General features: G+C 70.2%; 17 protein-coding genes and 5 tRNA genes. 11 read left to right on the top strand and 11 right to left on the bottom strand.

Features of this window, described 5'->3' with window-relative positions; all coding sequences use genetic code 11:
* Positions 1 to 387 (bottom strand): hypothetical protein (locus ACSNOG_RS25005; RefSeq protein ID WP_436754953.1); only part of this gene is annotated, 387 nt, incomplete at its 3' end.
* Between the two features lie 250 nt (positions 388 to 637).
* The gene (locus tag ACSNOG_RS25000) at positions 638 to 988 is read right to left on the bottom strand and encodes a metallopeptidase family protein (protein ID WP_058047578.1); all 351 of its coding nucleotides are present in this window, start codon (positions 986 to 988) and stop codon (positions 638 to 640) included.
* 179 nt (positions 989 to 1,167) lie between these two features.
* On the opposite strand from ACSNOG_RS25000, the gene ACSNOG_RS24995 reads away from it, so the two are divergent.
* From ACSNOG_RS24995 to ACSNOG_RS24970, 6 genes are all read left to right on the top strand, one after another.
* Positions 1,168 to 1,240: transfer RNA gene (locus tag ACSNOG_RS24995), tRNA-Glu, on the top strand.
* A gap of 39 nt (positions 1,241 to 1,279) precedes the next feature.
* Positions 1,280 to 1,354, top strand: a tRNA-Asp gene (locus ACSNOG_RS24990).
* A gap of 24 nt (positions 1,355 to 1,378) precedes the next feature.
* Positions 1,379 to 1,452: transfer RNA gene (locus tag ACSNOG_RS24985), tRNA-Phe, on the top strand.
* Between the two features lie 174 nt (positions 1,453 to 1,626).
* Positions 1,627 to 5,580: an ATP-dependent RNA helicase HrpA gene (hrpA, locus tag ACSNOG_RS24980; RefSeq protein WP_436754952.1), complete on the top strand. Its 3,954-nt coding sequence runs from the start codon at positions 1,627 to 1,629 to the stop codon at positions 5,578 to 5,580.
* A gap of 137 nt (positions 5,581 to 5,717) precedes the next feature.
* Positions 5,718 to 5,792, top strand: a tRNA-Asp gene (locus tag ACSNOG_RS24975).
* A 105-nt stretch (positions 5,793 to 5,897) separates the two neighbouring features.
* Entirely contained in the window at positions 5,898 to 6,128 is a 231-nt protein-coding gene (locus tag ACSNOG_RS24970) for a DUF6274 family protein (protein WP_436754951.1), read from the top strand.
* Between the two features lie 506 nt (positions 6,129 to 6,634).
* Here the strand turns inward: ACSNOG_RS24970 and bldC are convergent.
* Positions 6,635 to 6,841: a developmental transcriptional regulator BldC gene (bldC, locus tag ACSNOG_RS24965; protein WP_003949541.1), complete on the bottom strand. Its 207-nt coding sequence runs from the start codon at positions 6,839 to 6,841 to the stop codon at positions 6,635 to 6,637.
* A gap of 468 nt (positions 6,842 to 7,309) precedes the next feature.
* A complete protein-coding gene (locus ACSNOG_RS24960; RefSeq protein ID WP_436754950.1) occupies positions 7,310 to 8,194 on the bottom strand; it encodes a hypothetical protein in 885 nt (294 codons plus the stop codon).
* Positions 8,195 to 8,396: 202 nt separating this feature from the next.
* Between ACSNOG_RS24960 and ACSNOG_RS24955 the strand changes: the two genes are divergently transcribed.
* Positions 8,397 to 9,542 carry a Leu/Phe/Val dehydrogenase gene (locus ACSNOG_RS24955; RefSeq protein ID WP_436754949.1) on the top strand — a complete coding sequence of 382 codons (1,146 nt, stop codon included), beginning with the start codon at positions 8,397 to 8,399 and terminating at the stop codon, positions 9,540 to 9,542.
* 377 nt (positions 9,543 to 9,919) lie between these two features.
* A complete protein-coding gene (locus tag ACSNOG_RS24950) occupies positions 9,920 to 10,177 on the top strand; it encodes a DUF3073 domain-containing protein (protein ID WP_106677550.1) in 258 nt (85 codons plus the stop codon).
* A 140-nt stretch (positions 10,178 to 10,317) separates the two neighbouring features.
* Here the strand turns inward: ACSNOG_RS24950 and purM are convergent, their stop codons facing one another.
* The 4 genes from purM to ACSNOG_RS24930 all read right to left on the bottom strand — a co-directional run bounded on the left by purM (position 10,318) and on the right by ACSNOG_RS24930 (position 14,557).
* On the bottom strand, positions 10,318 to 11,385 hold the full coding sequence (gene purM / locus ACSNOG_RS24945) for a phosphoribosylformylglycinamidine cyclo-ligase (RefSeq protein ID WP_436754948.1): 1,068 nt from the start codon (positions 11,383 to 11,385) through the stop codon (positions 10,318 to 10,320).
* 41 nt (positions 11,386 to 11,426) lie between these two features.
* Positions 11,427 to 12,944: an amidophosphoribosyltransferase gene (gene purF / locus ACSNOG_RS24940; RefSeq protein ID WP_436754947.1), complete on the bottom strand. Its 1,518-nt coding sequence runs from the start codon at positions 12,942 to 12,944 to the stop codon at positions 11,427 to 11,429.
* Between the two features lie 136 nt (positions 12,945 to 13,080).
* Entirely contained in the window at positions 13,081 to 13,890 is an 810-nt protein-coding gene (locus tag ACSNOG_RS24935) for a sterol carrier family protein (RefSeq protein ID WP_436754946.1), read from the bottom strand.
* A gap of 10 nt (positions 13,891 to 13,900) precedes the next feature.
* The gene (locus tag ACSNOG_RS24930) at positions 13,901 to 14,557 is read right to left on the bottom strand and encodes a TetR/AcrR family transcriptional regulator (RefSeq protein WP_436754945.1); all 657 of its coding nucleotides are present in this window, start codon (positions 14,555 to 14,557) and stop codon (positions 13,901 to 13,903) included.
* Positions 14,558 to 14,805: 248 nt separating this feature from the next.
* Here ACSNOG_RS24930 and ACSNOG_RS24925 point away from each other — a divergent pair, with 248 nt between their 5' ends.
* Positions 14,806 to 16,281: an MFS transporter gene (locus tag ACSNOG_RS24925; protein WP_436754944.1), complete on the top strand. Its 1,476-nt coding sequence runs from the start codon at positions 14,806 to 14,808 to the stop codon at positions 16,279 to 16,281.
* Between the two features lie 61 nt (positions 16,282 to 16,342).
* Here ACSNOG_RS24925 and purL read toward each other — a convergent pair whose 3' ends face one another.
* The 3 genes from purL to purS are packed head-to-tail and all read right to left on the bottom strand — an operon-like array spanning position 16,343 to position 19,514.
* Positions 16,343 to 18,592 (bottom strand): phosphoribosylformylglycinamidine synthase subunit PurL, encoded by a 2,250-nt coding sequence (gene purL, locus ACSNOG_RS24920; RefSeq protein ID WP_436754943.1) that lies wholly within the window; start codon positions 18,590 to 18,592, stop codon positions 16,343 to 16,345.
* The gene (gene purQ / locus ACSNOG_RS24915; protein ID WP_436754942.1) at positions 18,589 to 19,272 is read right to left on the bottom strand and encodes a phosphoribosylformylglycinamidine synthase subunit PurQ; all 684 of its coding nucleotides are present in this window, start codon (positions 19,270 to 19,272) and stop codon (positions 18,589 to 18,591) included. The genes purL and purQ overlap by 4 nt, the downstream gene beginning before the upstream one ends.
* Entirely contained in the window at positions 19,269 to 19,514 is a 246-nt protein-coding gene (purS, locus tag ACSNOG_RS24910; protein WP_030367046.1) for a phosphoribosylformylglycinamidine synthase subunit PurS, read from the bottom strand. The genes purQ and purS overlap by 4 nt, the downstream gene beginning before the upstream one ends.
* A 315-nt stretch (positions 19,515 to 19,829) precedes the next feature.
* Here purS and ACSNOG_RS24905 point away from each other — a divergent pair, with 315 nt between their 5' ends.
* A complete protein-coding gene (locus ACSNOG_RS24905) occupies positions 19,830 to 20,147 on the top strand; it encodes a histone-like nucleoid-structuring protein Lsr2 (protein ID WP_058047532.1) in 318 nt (105 codons plus the stop codon).
* Positions 20,148 to 20,236: 89 nt separating this feature from the next.
* A tRNA-Gly gene (locus tag ACSNOG_RS24900) sits at positions 20,237 to 20,308 on the top strand.
* The last annotated feature ends 44 nt before the right edge of the window (positions 20,309 to 20,352 follow it).

Genomic DNA, 20,352 nt, shown 5'->3' with positions numbered 1-20,352 from the left:
AGCGGGCGGGCGGCCCGGCGTGGGCGCCGTGCCGGCTCCGCCGTCCGGCCGCTTGGGCTTCTTGCCGGGCTTGCCGGTGCGGGCGTCCGGCGAGGCCCCGGCGGGCGAGGCCGAGGGCGTCGCCGACGAGGACGGGGTGGCCGCGCTCCTGGCCGACGGGCTGCCGCTCGCGCCCCGCGCCGAGCGCGCGTCCGCCTGCCCCGGCCGCCCCCCGGGCAGCCGCACCCCGCCGTCCGGCTCGGGCCCCGCCTCGCGCTGCTTGCCCGCACCCGGCGACGGAGCGGGCCGCTCCGGGTCGCTCACGCTCATGCACCCCCCGAGGGCCAGGACCACGACGGCGACGGCCGCGATCCGGGTGACGGCTGCGCGGGGTGAGGTGGGGGGCATCGGGGACCGCCTTAGGGCTACGGGTCGCATCGGCGACGCGTACGGGCCGCATCGGCAACGCATGGGACAGGCGCACTGCCCAACTGGGACCGCCCCGCCCAGGACACGCGCGCCGTGCGGTCACCTGACCGGCTCTTTACCCGCTGACCGGCCGCCGAGCGCGTACGGGCGCCCGGCCGCCCGGCCCGCGACCGAGCCCCCTAGGCCCCTACGGCCCTACTACGGCCTATTGCGGCCCTGCGACCCCGGCTCACCCGTAGCCGAGCGCGTGCAGCCGTTCGTCGTCGATGCCGAAGTGGTGGGCGACCTCGTGGACGACGGTCACCTCCGTCTCCTCCACCACTTCCTCCCGGGAGGAGCACAGCCGCAGCGTCGGCCCGCGGTAGATGGTGATCCGGTCCGGCAGGACCCCCGCGTACCACTCGCCGCGCTCGGTCAGCGGCGTCCCCTCGTAGAGGCCGAGCAGCTCCGGGTCCTCCGCCGGGGGCTCGTCCTCGACGAACACCGCGACGTTGTCCATCAGCCGCGTCAGCTCCGGCGGGATCCGGTCCAGGGCCTCGGCGACCAGTTCCTCGAACTCCTCGCGCGTCATCTCCAGCACGCTCGCCATTGTCCGGCACGACCCTCCGCACGGCCCCTGCGCCGCCCTGCAATCCCCCGTCCCCGACCCCCGGACGCCCCGTCTCGCCGCCTCCGGGAAACCGTTTTGGCGTTCCCCCTCTCCATCCCATATGCTTCTCACGTCCCCGAGGCGCTGCGAAGCGCCCAGGTGGGCCATCAGCCCTCATCGTCTAGTGGCCCAGGACGCCGCCCTTTCAAGGCGGTAGCACGGGTTCGAATCCCGTTGGGGGCACGCTGTACCGTGTGCGAGACTAGTGCTCGCACATAGCAAGGTCCTGTGGAGCAGTTTGGAGTGCTCGCCACCCTGTCAAGGTGGAGGCCGCGGGTTCAAATCCCGTCAGGACCGCTGCAAGCATCTCGATGCTTGCGTGGCTGGGTAGCTCAGTTGGTACGAGCGTCCGCCTGAAAAGCGGAAGGTCGCCGGTTCGACCCCGGCCCCAGCCACAGTGAGCCCCTCGTCTTCGACGAGGGGCTCAGTGCTTTCCCGAGGCACGTGGAGCGCGGCGGGCTTTCCCCGGCACAGTGGAGCCCGGCGCCTCCGGGCGGCCCGTGGGGGCGCCACCGCGCCCCTAAATGGGTTCGCCGCTTCCCGGCGCGTGGTGCGATCCTGGACTTCGTATGTCTACGCAGCCTGCCGCCCCCGCCGCCTTCGCCGACCTCGCCGCCCGCCTGCCCGAGCTGACACTGCGCGACGCGCAGCGCCTGGGGCGGCGGCTCGACGGGGCCCGCCGCATCCGCAAGCCCGAGGCCCGTTCGGCCGTCCTGGCCGAGATCACGGCGGAGGTCGACGCGGCCGAGCTGCGCGTCGCGGACCGCCGCGCCGCCGTGCCGGCCGTCACGTATCCCGAGCAGCTGCCCGTCAGCCAGAAGAAGGACGAGATCCTGGCGGCGATCCGCGACCACCAGGTCGTGATCGTCGCGGGCGAGACGGGCTCCGGCAAGACCACCCAGATCCCCAAGATCTGCATGGAGCTCGGCCGCGGCGTCCGGGGCCTGATCGGGCACACCCAGCCCCGCCGGATCGCCGCCCGCACGGTCGCGGAGCGCGTCGCGGAGGAGCTGCGCACCCCGCTGGGCGAGGCGGTCGGCTGGAAGGTCCGCTTCACCGACCAGGTCGGCGAGAACACGCTGGTCAAGCTGATGACGGACGGCATCCTGCTCGCCGAGATCCAGACGGACCGCGAGCTGCGCCAGTACGACACGATCATCATCGACGAGGCGCACGAGCGCAGCCTCAACATCGACTTCATCCTGGGTTACCTCGCCCAGCTGCTGCCGCGCCGCCCCGACCTCAAGGTCGTCATCACTTCGGCCACCATCGACCCCGAGCGGTTCTCGCGCCACTTCGGCGACGCGCCGATCATCGAGGTCAGCGGGCGCACCTATCCGGTGGAGGTGCGGTACCGGCCGCTGCTGGAAGAGAATTCCGGTGATTCCGACCGCGATCAGATCACGGCGATCTGCGATGCGGTGGACGAGCTGCAGCGCGAGGGCGACGGCGACATATTGGTCTTCCTCTCCGGCGAGCGCGAGATCCGCGACACCGCGGACGCCCTGGAGAAGAAGAAGCTGCGCTTCACCGAGATCCTGCCGCTCTACGCCCGCCTCTCGCACGCCGAGCAGCACCGGGTGTTCCAGCGGCACACGGGCCGCCGGATCGTCCTCGCCACGAACGTCGCGGAGACGTCCCTGACGGTGCCGGGCATTCGCTATGTGATCGACCCGGGTTTCGCCCGGATCTCGCGCTACAGCCACCGCACCAAGGTCCAGCGCCTGCCGATCGAGGCGGTTTCCCAGGCGAGTGCGAACCAGCGCAAGGGCCGCTGCGGCCGTACGTCGGACGGCATCTGCATCCGGCTGTACTCGGAGGACGACTTCCTCGCCCGCCCGGAATTCACGGACGCGGAGATCCTCCGTACGAACCTGGCCTCCGTCATCCTGCAGATGACCGCGGCCGGGCTCGGCGACATCGAGAAGTTCCCGTTCATCGACCCGCCGGACCGCCGCAACATCAAGGACGGCGTGGATCTGCTGGTCGAGCTGGGGGCGCTGGATCCCGCGCAGAAGGATCCGAAGAAGCGGCTCACGCCGTCGGGGCGGAAGCTCGCCCAGCTGCCGGTGGACCCCCGTCTGGCCCGCATGGTCCTGGAGGCCGACCGCAACGGCTGCGTCCGCGAGGTCATGGTCATCGCGGCCGCGCTGTCCATCCAGGATCCGCGCGAGCGGCCCTCGGAGAAGCAGGCGCAGGCCGATCAGCAGCACGCCCGCTTCAAGGACGAGACGAGCGACTTCCTCGCCTTCCTGAACCTGTGGCGCTACGTGCGCGAGCAGCAGAAGGCGCTGTCGTCGTCGGCGTTCCGGCGCATGTGCAAGTCCGAGTTCCTGAACTATCTGCGCATACGGGAATGGCAGGACATCTATGCGCAGCTGCGGACGGTCGCCAAGCAGATGGGCGTCCACCTGGCGGAGGAGGACGCGGCCCCGGACCGCATCCACCAGTCGCTGCTCGCGGGCCTGCTTTCCCACATCGGTCTGAAGGACACCGAGAAGAACGAGTACCTGGGTGCCCGCAGCGCGAAGTTCGCCGTGTTCCCGGGCTCGGCGCTGTTCCGCAAGCAGCCGCGCTGGGTCATGTCGGCGGAGCTGGTGGAGACCTCGCGGCTGTGGGCGCGGGTCAACGCCAAGGTCGAGCCGGAATGGATCGAGCCGCTCGCCCAGCACCTGGTGAAGCGCAATTACAGCGAGCCGCACTGGGAGCAGAAGCAGGCGGCCGTCATGGCGTACGAGCGGGTGACGCTGTACGGCGTGCCGATCGTCGCCCAGCGGAAGGTCAATTACGGCCGGATCGATCCGGAGACCAGCCGCGAGCTGTTCATCCGCAACGCCCTGGTGGAGGGCGACTGGCGCACGCAGCATCAGTTCTTCCACGACAACCGCAAACTGCTCGGCGAGGTCGAGGAGCTGGAGCACCGCGCCCGCCGCCGCGACATCCTGGTGGACGACGAGACGCTCTTCGACTTCTACGACCAGCGGCTGCCCGAACACGTCGTGTCCGGCGCGCACTTCGACTCGTGGTGGAAGCACAAGCGGCGCGACGAGCCGGAGTTGCTGAACTTCGAGCAGTCGATGCTCATCAACGAGAACGCGGAGGCCGTCACCAAGGACGACTATCCGGATTCCTGGCGGCAGGGCCGGCTGAAGTTCAAGGTGACGTACCAGTTCGAGCCGGGTGCGGACGCGGACGGCGTGACCGTCCACATTCCGCTGCAGGTGCTGAACCAGGTCTCGGCCGAGGGCTTCGACTGGCAGATCCCGGGGCTGCGCGAGGACCTGGTGACGGAGCTGATCCGTTCGCTGCCCAAGCCGATCCGCAGGAATTACGTGCCGGCGCCGAATTTCGCCAAGGCGTTCCTGGACCGTGCGGTCCCGCTGCAGGAGTCGCTGACGGTCACGCTGGCGCGTGAGCTGCACCGGATGACGGCGGTCCGGCTGGACCCGGAGGACTTCGACCTGGGCAAAGTCCCCGAGCACCTGAAGATCACTTTCCGGGTCGTCGACGAGCGGCGTCGCAAGATCGCCGAGGACAAGGACCTGGAGGCGCTGCGGCTGCGGCTCAAGCCGAAGACGCAGGCGGCGATCTCCAAGGCCTTCGAGCAGGCCGCCGGGGCCGCGGGGGCCGGCGGCACCGGCGGCGCCCCGGAGCAGCGCTCGGGACTCACGTCCTGGACGGTGGGCACCCTGCCGCGCACCTTCGAGACGCGGCGGGCCGGCCAGCCGGTCAAGGCGTATCCGGCGCTGGTGGACGAGGGCTCCTCGGTCGCGGTGCGGCTCTTCGACACCGAGCCGGAGCAGCGCGAGGCCATGTGGCGGGGCACCCGCCGGCTGATCCTGCTGAACCTGCCGTCCAACCCCGCGAAATTCGCCCAGGACAAGCTCGGCAACCAGCAGAAGCTCGCCCTGTCGCGCAATCCCCACGGCTCCGTGCAGGCGCTCTTCGAGGACTGCGTCTCGGGCGCGGCCGACAAGCTCATGGCGGCGCACGGCGGGCCCGTCTGGGACGAAGAATCCTTCCGCAAGCTCTTCGACGCGGTACGGGCGGACATCGTGGACGCCACGCTGGACGCCATCCGCAAGGTGCAGGAGGTGCTGGCCGCCTGGCAGGCGTGCGAGCGCCGGCTGAAGGCCACCACGAGCCTGACGCTGATGTCCTCCCTGTCGGACGTCAAGGAGCAGCTGGCGGGGCTCATCAAGCCGGGCTTCGTGACCGCCCACGGCGTGCGCAGGCTGCCGGACCTGCTGCGCTACCTCGTGGCGGTCGACCGGCGGCTCACCCAGCTCCCCTCCAACGCCGACCGGGACCGCGCCCGGATGGCGAAGGTGAAGGAGATGCAGGACGAGTACGCGTGGCTGCTGGAGCAGTTCCCCAAGGGGCGCCCGGTGCCCCAGGAGGCGCTCGACATCCGCTGGATGATCGAGGAGCTTCGCGTGAGCTACTTCGCCCACGCCCTGGGGACGGCGCACCCGGTGTCGGACAAGCGGATCGTGAAGGCCATCGATCAGCTGGCGCCCTAGGGGGCGCAGGGGTGCGGGCGGGCCTCCGCCGCGCTGCGGGACCCGTTCGGGGGCCGCGTCCGCGATCGGGTTCGACCGCACCCCCTGACCTGCTGTAGAGTCTGTCTCGCAAGCCCGCGAGAGCGGCAAGCAAGCAAGGTCCTGTGGAGCAGTTTGGAGTGCTCGCCACCCTGTCAAGGTGGAGGCCGCGGGTTCAAATCCCGTCAGGACCGCATCGGTTGAAGGCCCGGATCCCCTCAGGGATCCGGCCCTTCTCGCGTTCGACCTTGACTGGGACACGTGCCAGGGGTACCCAGACAGTGGAGGTGCTGCGCTCCATGACGACAACCACCACCCGGACCCAGGCCAAACGGACCGAGAGCATCAGGCACGAGACGCGGGCGCTGCTGCGCGCCCATCTCTCCGCCGCCTCGGGCGCCTCGGGCTATCGCCACCTGACCCGCCACTGCGCCGTGTGCCACCGGCTGCTACGGCTCGCCCAAGAGGCCGCGGCGGGGCCCCTGCCCGAGCCCAGGGGTGCCGGGGAGGCGGGGGCGGCTTCCGGGTGACCAACGGCGCCTGTTCCGGCGGCAGTCGGCCGCGGAGCGGATGTGTGCACACGCCCACCGGGCTCTTTACCGCAGCGGCACGGTGAGTGACAAGCACGTCGCACTGTGATGGGAGTCACCGAAAGAGTTTCCCGACCGAGGGAACTTACCCCTGGCCTACAACGGGTCAATTTAATATGTGCAATTGCACTCCACCCGAAAGGGTGGGCCCACGGGTCCGTACGGGCGCGCCGACGGCGTCCGCTGCCCACAGTCGGGCACAGCCGTCGAGGGACGCTCGAGGAACGTGCGAGGGGTATACGGGGACGTGCGGGGGACGCGCGGGCATAAAAAAGATCGCGCTGGACCCGGCGGAGTCCAGCGCGATCGACGACTCGCCCAAGTCGGTGGGCTTCGGACCTGTTGGGGCAGGTGCCGGTCGCTTGTAGCCAGATGGTGCTTCAGATGGAGCTAGCTGGGCGCAGGCCGGGTTGGGGGCCCCGGAAAACGCCCGGTGATGCGGTTGTTCAGGCCTCGCTGCGCTGCTGCGGAATGCCCGCCAGCAGGGCGCGGACCTCCGCTTCGCGGTAACGGCGGTGTCCTCCGAGCGTGCGGATGGACGTGAGCTTGCCAGCCTTGGCCCAACGGGTGACCGTCTTCGGGTCCACGCGGAACATCGTGGCAACCTCAGCCGGGGTCAGCAGCGGCTCGGCATCAGGGGTGCGAGCGGTCATGAGCGGCCTCCTCGGGAGAACCTGACGTGGAGTCGGTTCTTTCCTCTAAATTCTGCACCTTGACCCGCGTTGCCCGAAATGGCGGACGCGGGCCGAGTCGGTTATAGGACGAACGGCTTGTCCTCGGCACTACAACTACACCATCTGTCCAGCCACGTCGGCCAAACCGATGGAATTGCCCTCTCAGGTGTTCAACCTCGACGGAAGCCGATGGACCATGCCATAGCGGACAGTCACGCCGCCGTGACGATCAGTCACAGCGGGATCAGGGGTCACCAGACCCGTCAAGGAGCGCAATACCGATCAATCCGCCCGTAGTTGGACGGAAGGAGCCCTTCCCGGACTCCTTGTCCTATTTTGCCACGCGGATGGGCGATGGGCGCAAGACCTGACGAAAGTGCGTTAGGTCACGGTTGCCGCAATGGCCCGGATCGGGACCTAGGTCCCGGGGCTTCTGCCGCCAAGACTTCAATTGGCGTACTGCCGGTTGCGTACGGCGCTCCAGCGCTCCGTCAAGCGCTCGTACGCCCTCCCCGCGCGCACTCCATCCCCCGCGCGCAACGCCGCGAGCCCCTCCGCCGTGTCCCCGGCGGAATGATCCTCGGCGAGCTGCGCCTCGGGCACCATATGCACCAGGCCGCCGTAGTCCAGCTCCACCAGGGAGCGCGGGTGGAATTCCTCGAGCCACCGGCCCACGTCCACCAGGCCGTCGATCAGCGGGCCCTCGTCGATGGCGTCCTTGAGCGTGCGCAGCCCCCGCGCCACCCGGCGTCTCGCCTGCACCATCGGCGTCCGGTAGCGCAGCACGAGCCCGTCCCGGCCCTGCCGGCCGCCGCGGTCCGGCTCACCGCCGTCGGCGTACTCGCCCCTCTTGCCGTACTCACGCTCCTCGTCCGAGAAGAGCACGAACCAGCGCAGCGGCACCTGCCAGGTGGCCGTGCGGATCCACGGCCGGGCGTCGGGGTTGCGCTCCTGCCAGCGCTCGTAGTCGGCCTCCGCCTGCCGGCGCACCACCGGCGGCAGCGCCGCGTCCAGGACGGGCGCGGGCAGGCTCTCGGGCAGCTCCCCCAGCGCCAGCCAGCCGCGCAGCCTGGTGCGCCAGGGGCATACGCACAGCACCCCGTCCTGGACGGTCACGAAGGCGTCGCCGCTCTCGTGCACCGGGACCGGCACGGGCGGGGTGGGCAGGAGATCGGCGAGCGAGCGCCGGAGCTCGTCCTGGGCGCAGGGGAGCGCCTCCCGCCGGGCGTAGCGCTCCCAGTGCGTGCGCTCCGGCTCCGGAAAGGCACCCAGCGGCTCGTAGACCCGCAGGTACGCCGCGTACGGGACAGTCACCGACGAAGCCGAGCCCACACGTGCTCCCCTCAAACCGCAGGACACCGCAGGGAGTTGCCGAACCCTCCCCGTACCGCGCAAATCGTCCCATGGCGCCGCTCCCCGGGAGAGTGATCCTCCGCACGGGACCGGCTCCCCGGGCCGACAGGTCTTACCCTCTTGCCAACCGGCCCTCCACCACCCCCGGCGGGCGACCTCCGCGACATATGGAGTCACCACAGTGACTGACGTACGTCCCTCCCCCAAGCACTCCGTGCAGGGGGGATCCCCAGAAGCTGACGGCGTGCTGCACACATTGTTCCGGTCCGATCAGGGCGGCCACGAGCAGGTCGTCCTCTGCCAGGACCGCGAGAGCGGCCTGAAGGCAGTGATCGCCATCCACTCCACCGCCCTGGGCGACGCCCTCGGCGGCACCCGGTTCTATCCGTACGCCTCCGAAGAGGCCGCGGTGCTGGACGCCCTCAACCTCTCCCGCGGCATGTCCTACAAGAACGCGCTGGCGGGCCTGGATCACGGCGGCGGAAAGGCCGTGATCATCGGCGATCCGAATCAGATCAAGACCGAACAGCTCCTCCTTGCTTACGGTCGCTTCGTGGCCTCCCTCGGTGGCCGGTACGTGACGGCCTGCGACGTCGGCACCTACGTCCAGGACATGGACGTCGTCGCCCGCGAGTGCCGCTGGACCACCGGCCGCTCCCCCGAGAACGGCGGCGCCGGCGACTCCTCGGTGCTCACCGCCTTCGGCGTCTTCCAGGGCATGCGCGCCGCCGCGCAGACCCAGTGGGGCGAGCCGACGCTGCGCGGCCGCCGGGTCGGCGTCGCGGGCGTCGGGAAGGTCGGCCACCACCTGGTGGAGCACCTGGTCGAGGACGGCGCGGAGGTCGTGATCACCGACGTCCGCACGGAGGCCGTGGAGCGCATCCTCGCCCGTCACCCGCAGGTCAGTGCGGTGACGGACGCCGGCGTCCTGGTCCGCACCCCGCTCGACGTCTACGCCCCCTGCGCCCTCGGCGGCGCTCTCGACGACGACACGGTGGCCGCCCTGACCGCGAGCGTGGTCTGCGGCGCGGCCAACAACCAGCTGGCCCACCCCGGCGTCGAGAAGGACCTCGCGGACCGCGGCATCCTCTACGCGCCCGACTACGTGGTGAACGCCGGCGGAGTGATCCAGGTGGCCGACGAACTGCACGGGTTCGACTTCGACCGCGCGAAGGCCAAGGCGAATCAGATCTTCGACACGACTCTGGCCATATTCGATCGGGCGAAGGCCGACGGCATCCCGCCCGCCGCGGCCGCCGACCGGCTGGCCGAGCAGCGCATGGCCGAGGCCCGGGCGGCCGCCACGAGCGTGCCTACCGCCCGGTAAAACCGTCCGGTAAGGGCGCCTTGCGCACGAGGGGTGACCGGTCGGCGGACACCGCGCGGCCGACCGGGCGGGCCGAGCGCCCCTAGCGGTCCCTACAGGCCCGTCCGATGAGGTGGTGAGCGAGACATCTCTCACCACCCATCGGCGGGTCGGGGCACAAGACACGTTAAAATCGCAGCTGACCAGCGGGGACGGGGCTCCCCTAGGGTTGTGCTGCGTGGCACGTCATGCGGGCGACGTACCGTATGGCCGCGGAAGCAGGTACCGTTGAAGCCCTACAGGCCGGATCCCTCTACGGGGGTCCGCTCTGACTCATGAACGTGAACGCGTGTCAAGACTCTGGGGCCGTCGAGCCCCGTCATTGAGGGGGTCGAGCCATGGGGCGCGGCCGGGCCAAGGCCAAGCAGACAAAGGTCGCCCGCCAGCTGAAGTACAACAGCGGCGGGACCGACCTCTCACGTCTGGCCAATGAGCTGGGCGCATCGCCGACGAAGCAGCCGCCGAACAGCGAGCCGCTCGACAAGGACGATGAGCTGGATGACGACCCGTACGCTCAGTACGCAAGTCGTTACAACGACGATGAGGACGAGGACGAGCAGGCTCCGTCCGACTCTCCTTACCGTCGCCGCGCTTGACGCTGTAACTCCCACTGACCCGGTTCGAGGCCCCGCCTCGGACCGGGTTCTGTGCTGCCCGGGGCGGCTCCGCCCGGGACCTTCCGGTCCGGGCGGCCGCCCCCGTGCAGCGTGCGCTCAAGGCTGCTCCCGGCGTCGCCTCAGCGGGCGTAGGCCCCGGTCAGGGCCACGGCCTCGGCGTGATCGCCGCGCTCGGTGACCTCACCCGCGACCCAGGCGTCCACGCCCCGGTCCGCGAGGACCGAGAGGGCCACGTCCACGGCCTCCGGCGGCACGACCGCCATCATGCCGACGCCCATGTTCAGCGTCTTCTCCAGCTCCAGCTGCTCGACGCCGCCGAGCCGCCCCACGGTGTCGAACACCGCGCCCGGCGTCCAGGTGGCCCTGTCGACGGTGGCGTGGAGGTGGTCCGGGACGACCCGGGCCAGGTTGTTGGCGAGACCGCCGCCGGTGATGTGCGAGAAGGCGTGCACCTCGGCCGTACGGGTGAGCGCCAGGCAGTCCAGCGAGTAGATCCTGGTGGGCTCCAGCAGCTCCTCGCCGAGGGTGCGGCCGAACTCCGGAACCTCACGGTCCAGCTCCCAGCCGGCCCGGTCGAAGAGCACATGGCGGACCAGTGAGTACCCGTTCGAGTGAAGTCCGGACGAGGCCATCGCCAGGACGACGTCACCCTTACGGATGCGATCGGCGCCCAGCACGCGGTCGGCCTCGACCACACCGGTGCCCGCGCCGGCCACGTCGAACTCGTCCGGCCCGAGCAGGCCGGGGTGCTCGGCGGTCTCGCCGCCGACCAAGGCGCAGCCCGCGAGCACACAGCCCTCGGCGATGCCCTTGACGATGGCGGCGACCCGCTCGGGGACGACCTTGCCGACGCAGATGTAGTCGGTCATGAAGAGCGGCTCGGCGCCGCAGACGACCAGGTCGTCCACGACCATGCCGACCAGGTCGTGGCCGATGGTGTCGTAGACGCCCATGCGGCGGGCGATGTCGACCTTCGTGCCGACGCCGTCGGTCGCGGAGGCCAGGAGGGGACGCTCGTACCGCTTGAGCGCGCTGGCGTCGAAGAGCCCGGCGAAGCCGCCGAGGCCGCCGACGACCTCCGGACGGGTGGCCTTCCTGACCCACTTCTTCATCAGCTCGACGGCGTGATCGCCCGCTTCGATGTCGACGCCCGCGGCTGCGTAGCTGGCACCGGTGGTCTCAGACATGAGTTTGAGAACTTTCGTGTCGTTCGGTACTGCGGAGGCGTTTACGGACGACGGAGCGCATCGGCGGCGTCCGCGCCACCGGCCAGCTCGGTCTCCAGGAGCTGCTTGCCGAGCAGCTCGGGGTCGGGGAGCGCCATGGGGTACTCACCGTCGAAGCAGGCGCGGCACAGGTTCGGCTTGGCGATGGTGGTCGCCTCGATCATGCCGTCCAGGGAGATGTACGCCAGGGAGTCCGCGCCCAGCGACCGGCCGATCTCCTCGACGCTCATGCCATTGGCTATCAGCTCCGCGCGGGTGGCGAAGTCGATGCCGAAGAAGCACGGCCACTTCACCGGCGGGGAGGAGATCCGCACGTGCACCTCGGCGGCGCCCGCCTCGCGGAGCATCCGGACGAGTGCGCGCTGGGTGTTGCCGCGGACGATGGAATCATCGACCACGACCAGGCGCTTGCCCTTGATGACTTCCTTGAGCGGATTGAGCTTGAGCCGGATGCCGAGCTGGCGGATGGTCTGGCTCGGCTGGATGAAGGTCCGGCCGACGTAGGAATTCTTGACCAGGCCGGTGCCGTACGGAATGCCGCTGGCCTCCGCGTAACCGACGGCGGCCGGAGTGCCGGATTCCGGCGTCGGTATCACCAGATCGGCGTCGACCGGGGCCTCGGCGGCGAGCCGACGGCCCATTTCCACCCGGGAAAGGTAGACGTTCCGGCCCGCGATATCGGTGTCCGGGCGGGCCAGGTAGACGTACTCGAAGACGCAGCCCTTGGGGCGGGCCTCGGCGAAGCGACTGGTGCGCACGCCGTGCTCGTCGATGGCGATGAGCTCGCCGGGCTCGATCTCGCGGACGAACGTCGCGCCGCAGATGTCGAGGGCGGCCGTCTCGGAGGCCACCACCCAGCCGCGCTCCAGGCGGCCGAGGACCAGCGGGCGGATGCCCTGCGGGTCACGGGCGGCGTAGAGCGTGTGCTCGTTCATGAAGACGAGACAGAAGGCGCCCTTGACGTCGGGAAGGACCTTGGCGGCCGCCTCCTCGATGGTCAGCGGCTTGCCCTCGGCGTCGGTCTGGCCCGCGAGCAGGGCCGTGACCAGGTCGGTGTCGTTGGTCGCAGCGACCTGGGTGGCCCGGCCGTTCTCCTTGGGGAGGGCGGCGACCATCTCGGCCAGCTCGGCCGTATTGACCAGGTTGCCGTTGTGACCCAGGGCGATCGACCCGTGGGCGGTCGCCCGGAAGGTCGGCTGGGCGTTCTCCCACACCGAGGCTCCGGTGGTGGAGTAGCGGGCATGACCGACCGCGATGTGGCCCTGGAGGGAGCCGAGGGAGGTTTCGTCGAAGACCTGGGAAACCAGTCCCATGTCCTTGAAAACGAGGATCTGGGAGCCGTTGCTCACTGCGATGCCCGCGGACTCCTGTCCACGGTGCTGCAGCGCATACAGCCCGAAATAGGTGAGTTTGGCGACCTCTTCACCCGGAGCCCAGACACCGAAGACGCCGCAAGCGTCCTGGGGGCCCTTCTCGCCGGGGAGCAGGTCGTGGCTGAGTCGTCCGTCACCACGAGGCACACCTTGAGTCTATGGCAGGGAGGAGGTTCATCCGAACCGGGGACGACCGGTGATGGCTCACACCACGCACAGCCACTCGACGCGCACAGCGAATTACCTTTACGGGAAGGCGAATCGCTGCTCGGCGATCTTTTGTTCATTCCACCAAAGGGAGTTCCGCGGAGAGGTCCGCGCGCTCGCCGCTCGCGCTGATCTCGGCGGCGTCCAACGCGGTCGCCCAGTCCGCGCGCCCGGTGGCCAGGCGCAGCCAGGTGAGCGGATCGGTCTCGACGACATTGGGCGGGGTGCCACGGGTGTGCCGGGGGCCCGCCACGCACTGGACCACCGCGAAGGGCGGGATGCGGACCTCCACGGAGCCGCCCGGGGCCTTGGCCGCGAGGGCATCGGCAAGGAGACGGGTGGCATTGGCCAAAGCCTGGCGGTCGTAACGGATCCCGGCGCCGAGGGCCGCCGCGAGATCGCCGGTGCGGACGACCAGTTCCACGCAGCGGGTGACCAGGAAGTCGTCCAGCCGGACGGCGCCGCCGGGGGCGGCGAGGAGGCGGTCCGGAGGGGTGGCGGCGGCCAGGGCGGCGAAACGGTCGGCTACGGCGGCCAGGAGGGCTTCGGGGGCGGTGTCCGGGGCGGCTTCCGCGGCGCCGCGGGTGATCTCGGTGCGGGCCGCGGTCTCGGCGCGGTGGTCCGCGATCACCCACTCCACGGCGGTGATCTTCCGCGCGGGCGGGGCCGGTTCCTCGATCAGGCGGGCCACGAGGTCCACGCCCGCGGCGATGTCGGCGATCAGCTCGCGGACCGTCCGCTCCCCCGAGCGCGCCGGCAGTGCCAGTTGCGCCTCGTCCAGGCCCGCGACCGCTTCCCGTACGTGGACGAGCTGAGCGGTGACGGCGGTCCGCACCTTGGCGGGGTCGTAGCTGCGGGGACGGGGCTTGCGCGGGGCGGGAGGCATGGGCCCGACCCTATTCGGCTCCGGCCGGCAGTGATCCGAAGTCCCCGAGCCCGTGCTCGACCAGGGCGAAGGCGCGCTCCGCGAGGTCGACCGCCCCGGGAAGGACATCCTCGGCCGACTCTCCCGCGAACAGGCGCCGGTGGTTGTACTCGTGGACGGCGTAGCGAACGCTCATCAGCTGGGCGGCGACCACGGGAGCGAGCTCGGCGTCGGCCCCCTCCGCGCCGGCGGCCAGCTCCTCGGCCAGGAGCATCTGGGCGCGGCGGGCGTACTCGTGCGCCCGGGCGAGGAGGGCCGGGGTCTCCTGGATCAGCCGGCGCATCTGGAGCACGTGGGGCTCGTCGCTCATGCCGACGGACGCGTCGTGGGCATGCAGGGCTGCCATGAAGTTCCTGCGGAAGGCGGCGACGACGGACTCGCCGGGGCGCCTGTCGCGCACGGCGCGGGCGGCGTCGCCGATGTGCTCCTGCATGGGTCCGAGGACCAGATCCTCCTTGGAGGACATGTAGTTGAAGACCGTCATCTTCGAGACCTCGGCGGCCAGGGCGACCTCGGCGACCGACACCTGGTCGTAACCGCGCTCAAGGAACAGCTTCGCGGCGGTCTTCCAGAGAGTGCGCCGGGTCTGGATCTTCTTGCGCTCGCGCAGGCTCAGGCCTTCGGTCATGACCTGACTGTACCAGGATGAAACTTTGACCAGGCCGACAAACTTACCCGATAGAAGAATTGACTCGGTACATGTTCGCGGGGCATGGTGATGACGCGCCGCTTCCGTCGGCGTTCACGACCGACTCCGGAGGGGGAAGAAGGGTGCGTTCATCCACAACGGCGGGGCGGTTGACCGCGGAGCGGGGCCCTGCGGGAGGGGAGGCTCCGGGCGCTCCGGCGCCGGGCGATCAGCCGGCCGTTCCCCGTATGACCGCGGGGCAGCGCAAGGTCGCCTTCGTCGTCTGCATGGCGACGATGCTCCTGGCCGTGCTCGACCAGAACATCGTCTCGGCCGTCACCGTCCCGATCGTCCGCGACCTCGACCCGGCGCACGGCCTCGACCGGGTCCCGTGGCTGATCAGCGCCTTCGCCCTCGCCTCGACCGCCGTCCTGCCGCTCTACGGCAAGCTGTGCGACACCCACGGCGCGCGCCGGGTGTTCCTGGGCGCCGTCGCCGCCTTCCTCGCGGGCTCGGCGCTGTGCGGGGCCGCGCAGTCCATGGAGCAGCTGATCGCCTTCCGCGCCGTCCAAGGCATCGGCGGCGGAGGGCTGATGAGCGTCACCATGGTCGTGATCGCCCAGCTCCAGGCGGGAGCGGCCGAAGCCGGGGGCGGGAGCGGCGGTTCCGGCGGTTCCGGCGGCCGGGGCAAGGGCGGCGGCGCCGGGATCGGCGGCATCGTGGCGGGCGCGGGCATGGCGCTCGGGCCCGTGCTGGGCGGCGTCCTCGCCGATCACGCCGACTGGCGCTGGGTGTTCTACGTGAACCTGCCGATCGGCATCGCCGTGGTCGCCGCGGCGGCCGTCGTCCTCAAGCTCCCCCACCACGGCTCGCGCCACCGGATCGACTTCCTCGGCGCCGGTCTCGCAGCAGCCTTCTCCACGGCCCTGCTCCTGGTCACCGAGTGGGGCGGCAAGGAGTACGCGTGGGGCTCCCCCACCGTCCTCGGGCTGATCGCGGCGAGCGTGCTGCTGCTCGGCCTCTTCCTCCGGCGCCAGGCCACGGCCGCCGAGCCCGTCCTGCCCCTGTCCCTGTTCAAGATCCCTGTGCTGCGCATCTCGTTCGCGCTGCAGGCGCTCACCGGGATGGCGCTGATGGGATCGCTCGTCTACGTGATCGTCTATCTGCAGCTCGTGCGCGGCATCGCCGCCACGGACGCGAGCCTGTTCCTGCTCCCCATGGCCGCCGGCATCTCCGCCACGGGCATCGTCACCGGCAGACTCGCAGCGCGCGGCTGGCCGCCGAAGAGGTTCGTGGTCACCGGAACGGCCGTCTCGGCCGCGGCGATGGGGCTGCTCGCGACCCTCGGCACCGGCACCGGCCTGTGGGTCGTCGGCGCGGCGCTGCTGCTCCTCGGGGTGGGCTTCGGCCAGCTGCTCGGCCAGCTGATCCAGCTCACGCAGCAGCACGCACCGGTCCGCCAACTGGGCGTGGCGACCACGGGAATCCGCTTCTTCCAGACCCTGGGCGGCGCGCTGGGCGCCTCCCTGTTCGGCACGGTGCTGGCCCGGGTGTACGAGGCGAGGGGCCCCGGCGGCTCGGCGGGCCGCATAGCCTCGCTCGGCGGCGAGGCCCATGCCCAGGCGATACGGGCCTTCACCGCCTCGGTCGACACGGTGTTCCTGTGTGCGGCCGGAGCGATGGTCGTGGCCGTGTTGCTGGCGGTGCGCCTGCGGGTCCGGTGACCGGAAAAGCCCGCCCGGCGTCCTTCCCCGGTGGCCGTGCCACCGGGGAAGGACGTGGTGGCTATGCGAGCAGCGCGGGGATCGTGGCCTCGTGGGCCTCGCGCAGTTCGGCCAGCGGAAGGACGAACTGCCCCTGGACGTCGATCGCTTCGCCGTCGACGACACCGATGCGGGCGGCGGGCAGGCCCCGCGCTCCGCACATGTCGGTGAAGCGGAGCTCCTCGCTGCGCGGGACCGCGACGACCGCACGGCCCGCGGACTCGGAGAAGAGGAAGACGAAGGGGTCGATGCCGTCGGGGACGACGATCCGGGCACCCTTGCCGCCCCGCAGGCACGACTCGGCGAGGGCCTGGATCAGGCCGCCGTCCGACAGGTCGTGCGCCGCGTCGATCATGCCGTCGCGGGAGGCCGAGATGAGGATCTCCGCGAGCAGCTTCTCCCGGCCCAGGTCCACGGCCGGCGGCAGACCGCCGAGGTGGTCGTGGACCACCTGGGACCAGGCCGAACCGCCCAGCTCTTCCTTGGTGTCACCCAGCAGGTAGAGCAGGTGGCCCTCGTCGGAGAAGGCGATCGGCGTACGGCGGTTGACGTCGTCGATGACGCCGAGCACCGCGACCACGGGGGTCGGGTGGATGGCGGTCTCGCCGGTCTGGTTGTAGAGCGAGACGTTGCCGCCGGTGACCGGGGTGCCCAGCTCCAGGCAGCCGTCCGCCAGACCGCGCGTGGCCTCCGCGAACTGCCACATGACCGCCGGGTCCTCGGGGGAGCCGAAGTTCAGGCAGTTGGAGATGGCCAGCGGGCGGGCGCCGGAGGCGGCCACGTTGCGGTAGGACTCCGCGAGCGCCAGCTGCGCACCGGCGTACGGGTCGAGCTTGGCGTAGCGGCCGTTGCCGTCCGTGGCGACGGCGACACCGAGGTCGGTGTCCTCGTCGATGCGGACCATGCCCGAGTCCTCCGGCTGTGCGAGGACGGTGTTGCCCTGCACGAACCGGTCGTACTGGTCCGTGATCCACGACTTGGACGCCTGGTTCGGCGAGGAGATCACCTTCAGGACCTGCTCGCGCAGCTCCTCGGCGGTCTCCGGGCGGGCCAGCTTGTTCGCGTCGTCGGCCTGGAGGGCGTCCTGCCAGTCCGGGCGGGCGTACGGGCGCTCGTAGACCGGGCCCTCGTGGGCGACGGTGCGCGGCGGCACGTCCACGATCTGCTCGCCGTGCCAGAAGATCTCCAGCCGCTCGCCGTCGGTGACCTCACCGATGACGGTGGCGATGACGTCCCACTTCTCGCAGATCTCGAGGAAGCGGTCGACCTTGCCGGGCTCGACGATCGCGCACATGCGCTCCTGCGACTCGCTCATGAGGATCTCCTCGGGCGAGAGCGTCGCGTCGCGCAGGGGCACACGGTCCAGCTCGACGCGCATGCCGCCGGAGCCGGCGCTGGCCAGCTCGCTGGTGGCGCAGGACAGACCGGCGCCGCCGAGGTCCTGGATGCCGTCGACCAGGTCCTCGCGGAAGATCTCCAGGGTGCACTCGATGAGGAGCTTCTCCTGGAAGGGGTCGCCGACCTGGACGGCGGGGCGCTTGGTGGGCTTCGAGTCGTCGAAGGTCTCGGACGCGAGGACCGAGACGCCGCCGATGCCGTCGCCGCCGGTGCGGGCGCCGTAGAGGATGACCTTGTTGCCGGCGCCGGAGGCCTTGGCGAGGTGGATGTCCTCGTGCTTCATCACGCCGACGCACAGGGCGTTGACGAGCGGGTTGCCCTGGTAGCAGGCGTCGAAGACGACCTCGCCGCCGATGTTGGGCAGGCCCAGGCAGTTGCCGTAGCCGCCGATGCCCGCGACGACGCCCGGCAGGACGCGCTTGGTGTCGGGGTGGTCGGCGGCGCCGAAGCGCAGCGGGTCCATGACGGCGACCGGGCGGGCGCCCATCGCGAGGATGTCACGGACGATGCCGCCCACGCCGGTGGCCGCGCCCTGGTAGGGCTCGATGTACGACGGGTGGTTGTGCGACTCGACCTTGAAGGTGACCGCGTAGCCCTGGCCGACGTCGACGACACCGGCGTTCTCGCCGATGCCGACCAGCAGGGCGTCGTTCTCGGGGGCCTTCTCACCGAACTGGCGCAGGTGCACCTTGCTGCTCTTGTAGGAGCAGTGCTCGGACCACATCACGGAGTACATGGCGAGCTCGGCGCCGGTGGGACGGCGGCCCAGGATCGTACGGATGCGCTCGTACTCGTCCTGCTTCAGGCCCAGCTCGGCCCAGGGCTGCTCGACGTCGGGCGTCTCGTCGGCGTGCTTGACGGTGTCGAGGGTCATGAGGCGTTGACCAGCTTCCTCAGGATCGAGGTGAAGAATCCGAGGCCGTCGGTGCGGCCGGTGCCGACCAGCGGCTCGACGGCGTGCTCGGGGTGCGGCATGAGGCCGACGACGTTGCCCGCCTCGTTGGTGATGCCCGCGATGTCACGCAGCGAGCCGTTGGGGTTCCCGCCGAGGTAGCGGAAGGCGACGCGGCCCTCCGCCTCGAGCTCGTCGAGGGTGCGCTCGTCGGCGACGTAGCGGCCGTCGATGTTCTTCAGCGGGATGGAGATCTCCTGGCCCGCCTCGTAGTCGGACGTCCAGGCCGTGTCCGCGTTCTCCACCCGCAGCTTCTGCTCGCGGCAGATGAAGTGCAGGTGGTTGTTGCGCAGCATCGCGCCGGGCAGCAGGTGGCTCTCGGTGAGCACCTGGAAGCCGTTGCAGATACCGAGGACGGGCATGCCGCCCCTGGCCTGGTCGATGACGGTTTCCATGACCGGCGAGAAGCGGGAGATGGCACCCGCCCGCAGATAGTCGCCGTAGGAGAAACCGCCGGGCAGGACCACGGCGTCAACCTGCTTGAGGTCCTTGTCGCGGTGCCAGAGCGGCACGGGCTCGAGCCCGGCGATCCGGACGGCGCGCTGGGTGTCGCGGTCGTCCAGGGTGCCGGGGAAGGTGATGACTCCTACGCGTGCAGTCACGAGTCGACCCGCACGGTGAAGTTCTCGATCACGGTGTTGGCGAGAAACGTTTCCGCCATCTCGTGGATTCGGGCGAGGGCGGCGTCGTCGACCGGACCCTCCACCTCGAGTTCAAAGCGCTTGCCCTGACGGACGTCGGCGATCCCCTCGAAACCCAGGCGAGGCAGCGCGCGCTGCACCGCCTGGCCCTGCGGGTCGAGGATCTCCGGCTTGAGCATGACGTCGACTACGACGCGTGCCACTGGCACTCCCGGTGTGTGGTGCGTGAGCTGAAGCGGTACGGCCAGAGTACAGTCCCGAAAAATCTACGCGCATAGATATGCTGGGCGTCCTGTCACGTTTACGCATCGACACCGGGGACGCCCTGGAAAAATCCCGGGAAAAACGTACGGTCCTGATTGCGAAGCACCACTCGGACCGAATTAACTGGGCTTCACTTTGCAATGCCCTTCGTTGTACAAATGAATAACCATTGACCCGGAACGGATCCGGAACATCCGGAACCAGTGCATCTCCGCAGTTCACGGCGGCGGTGCCCGCTGAAAGGACCGATATTCGTGGCACAGCGCGTAGTGGTCACTCTCTCCGACGACATCGACGGCGGGGAAGCCGCGGAGACGGTTACCTTCGGCCTCGACGGCAAGTCGTACGAGATCGACCTCAACACTGCCAATGCGAAGAAACTGCGGGCGATCCTCACGCCTTACCTGGAGGCCGGCCGCAAGCAGTCCCGCTCCGGCAAGGTCTACCGCCGCACCTCCGTCGCGCCCGACCCGGCGGCGGTCCGCGCGTGGGCCCGCTCGAACGGCATGGACGTCCCGCCGCGGGGCCGCATCCCCAAGCGCGTGTACGAGGCCTTCAACTCCGCCGACTGAGCCGACTTGCCAACCACCCCGGATGATCAGCTAGAGTCTGGATCACGCCGAGGGGCGCGGCCGGGAAACCGGACGAACCCCCAGGTCACGCGGGTGTAGCTCAGTAGTAGAGCGCCCCCTTTCCAAGGGGGAGGCGCAGTGTGCGATTCCTGTCACCCGCTCTGAACGTCCTCCGGCCACACCTGTGTGGCCCGGCGGGACGGAT

This window comes from Streptomyces sp. URMC 124 (assembly GCF_051386455.1).
Taxonomy (GTDB): Bacteria; Actinomycetota; Actinomycetes; order Streptomycetales; family Streptomycetaceae; genus Streptomyces.
This window is presented reverse-complemented; position numbering and strand designations above follow the sequence as displayed.

Bases quoted from the DNA above. Each gene is read 5' to 3' on its own strand.
- ACSNOG_RS24950 (WP_106677550.1), top strand. From the start codon at position 9,920: ATGGGGCGCGGCCGGGCCAAGGCCAAGCAGACAAAGGTCGCCCGCCAG.
- ACSNOG_RS24970 (WP_436754951.1), top strand. From the start codon at position 5,898: ATGACGACAACCACCACCCGGACCCAGGCCAAACGGACCGAGAGCATC.
- hrpA (WP_436754952.1), top strand. From the start codon at position 1,627: ATGTCTACGCAGCCTGCCGCCCCCGCCGCCTTCGCCGACCTCGCCGCC.
- bldC (WP_003949541.1), bottom strand. From the start codon at position 6,841: ATGACCGCTCGCACCCCTGATGCCGAGCCGCTGCTGACCCCGGCTGAG.
- ACSNOG_RS24935 (WP_436754946.1), bottom strand. From the start codon at position 13,890: ATGCCTCCCGCCCCGCGCAAGCCCCGTCCCCGCAGCTACGACCCCGCC.
- ACSNOG_RS24925 (WP_436754944.1), top strand. From the start codon at position 14,806: ATGACCGCGGGGCAGCGCAAGGTCGCCTTCGTCGTCTGCATGGCGACG.
- purL (WP_436754943.1), bottom strand. From the start codon at position 18,592: ATGACCCTCGACACCGTCAAGCACGCCGACGAGACGCCCGACGTCGAG.
- ACSNOG_RS24930 (WP_436754945.1), bottom strand. From the start codon at position 14,557: ATGACCGAAGGCCTGAGCCTGCGCGAGCGCAAGAAGATCCAGACCCGG.
- purM (WP_436754948.1), bottom strand. From the start codon at position 11,385: ATGTCTGAGACCACCGGTGCCAGCTACGCAGCCGCGGGCGTCGACATC.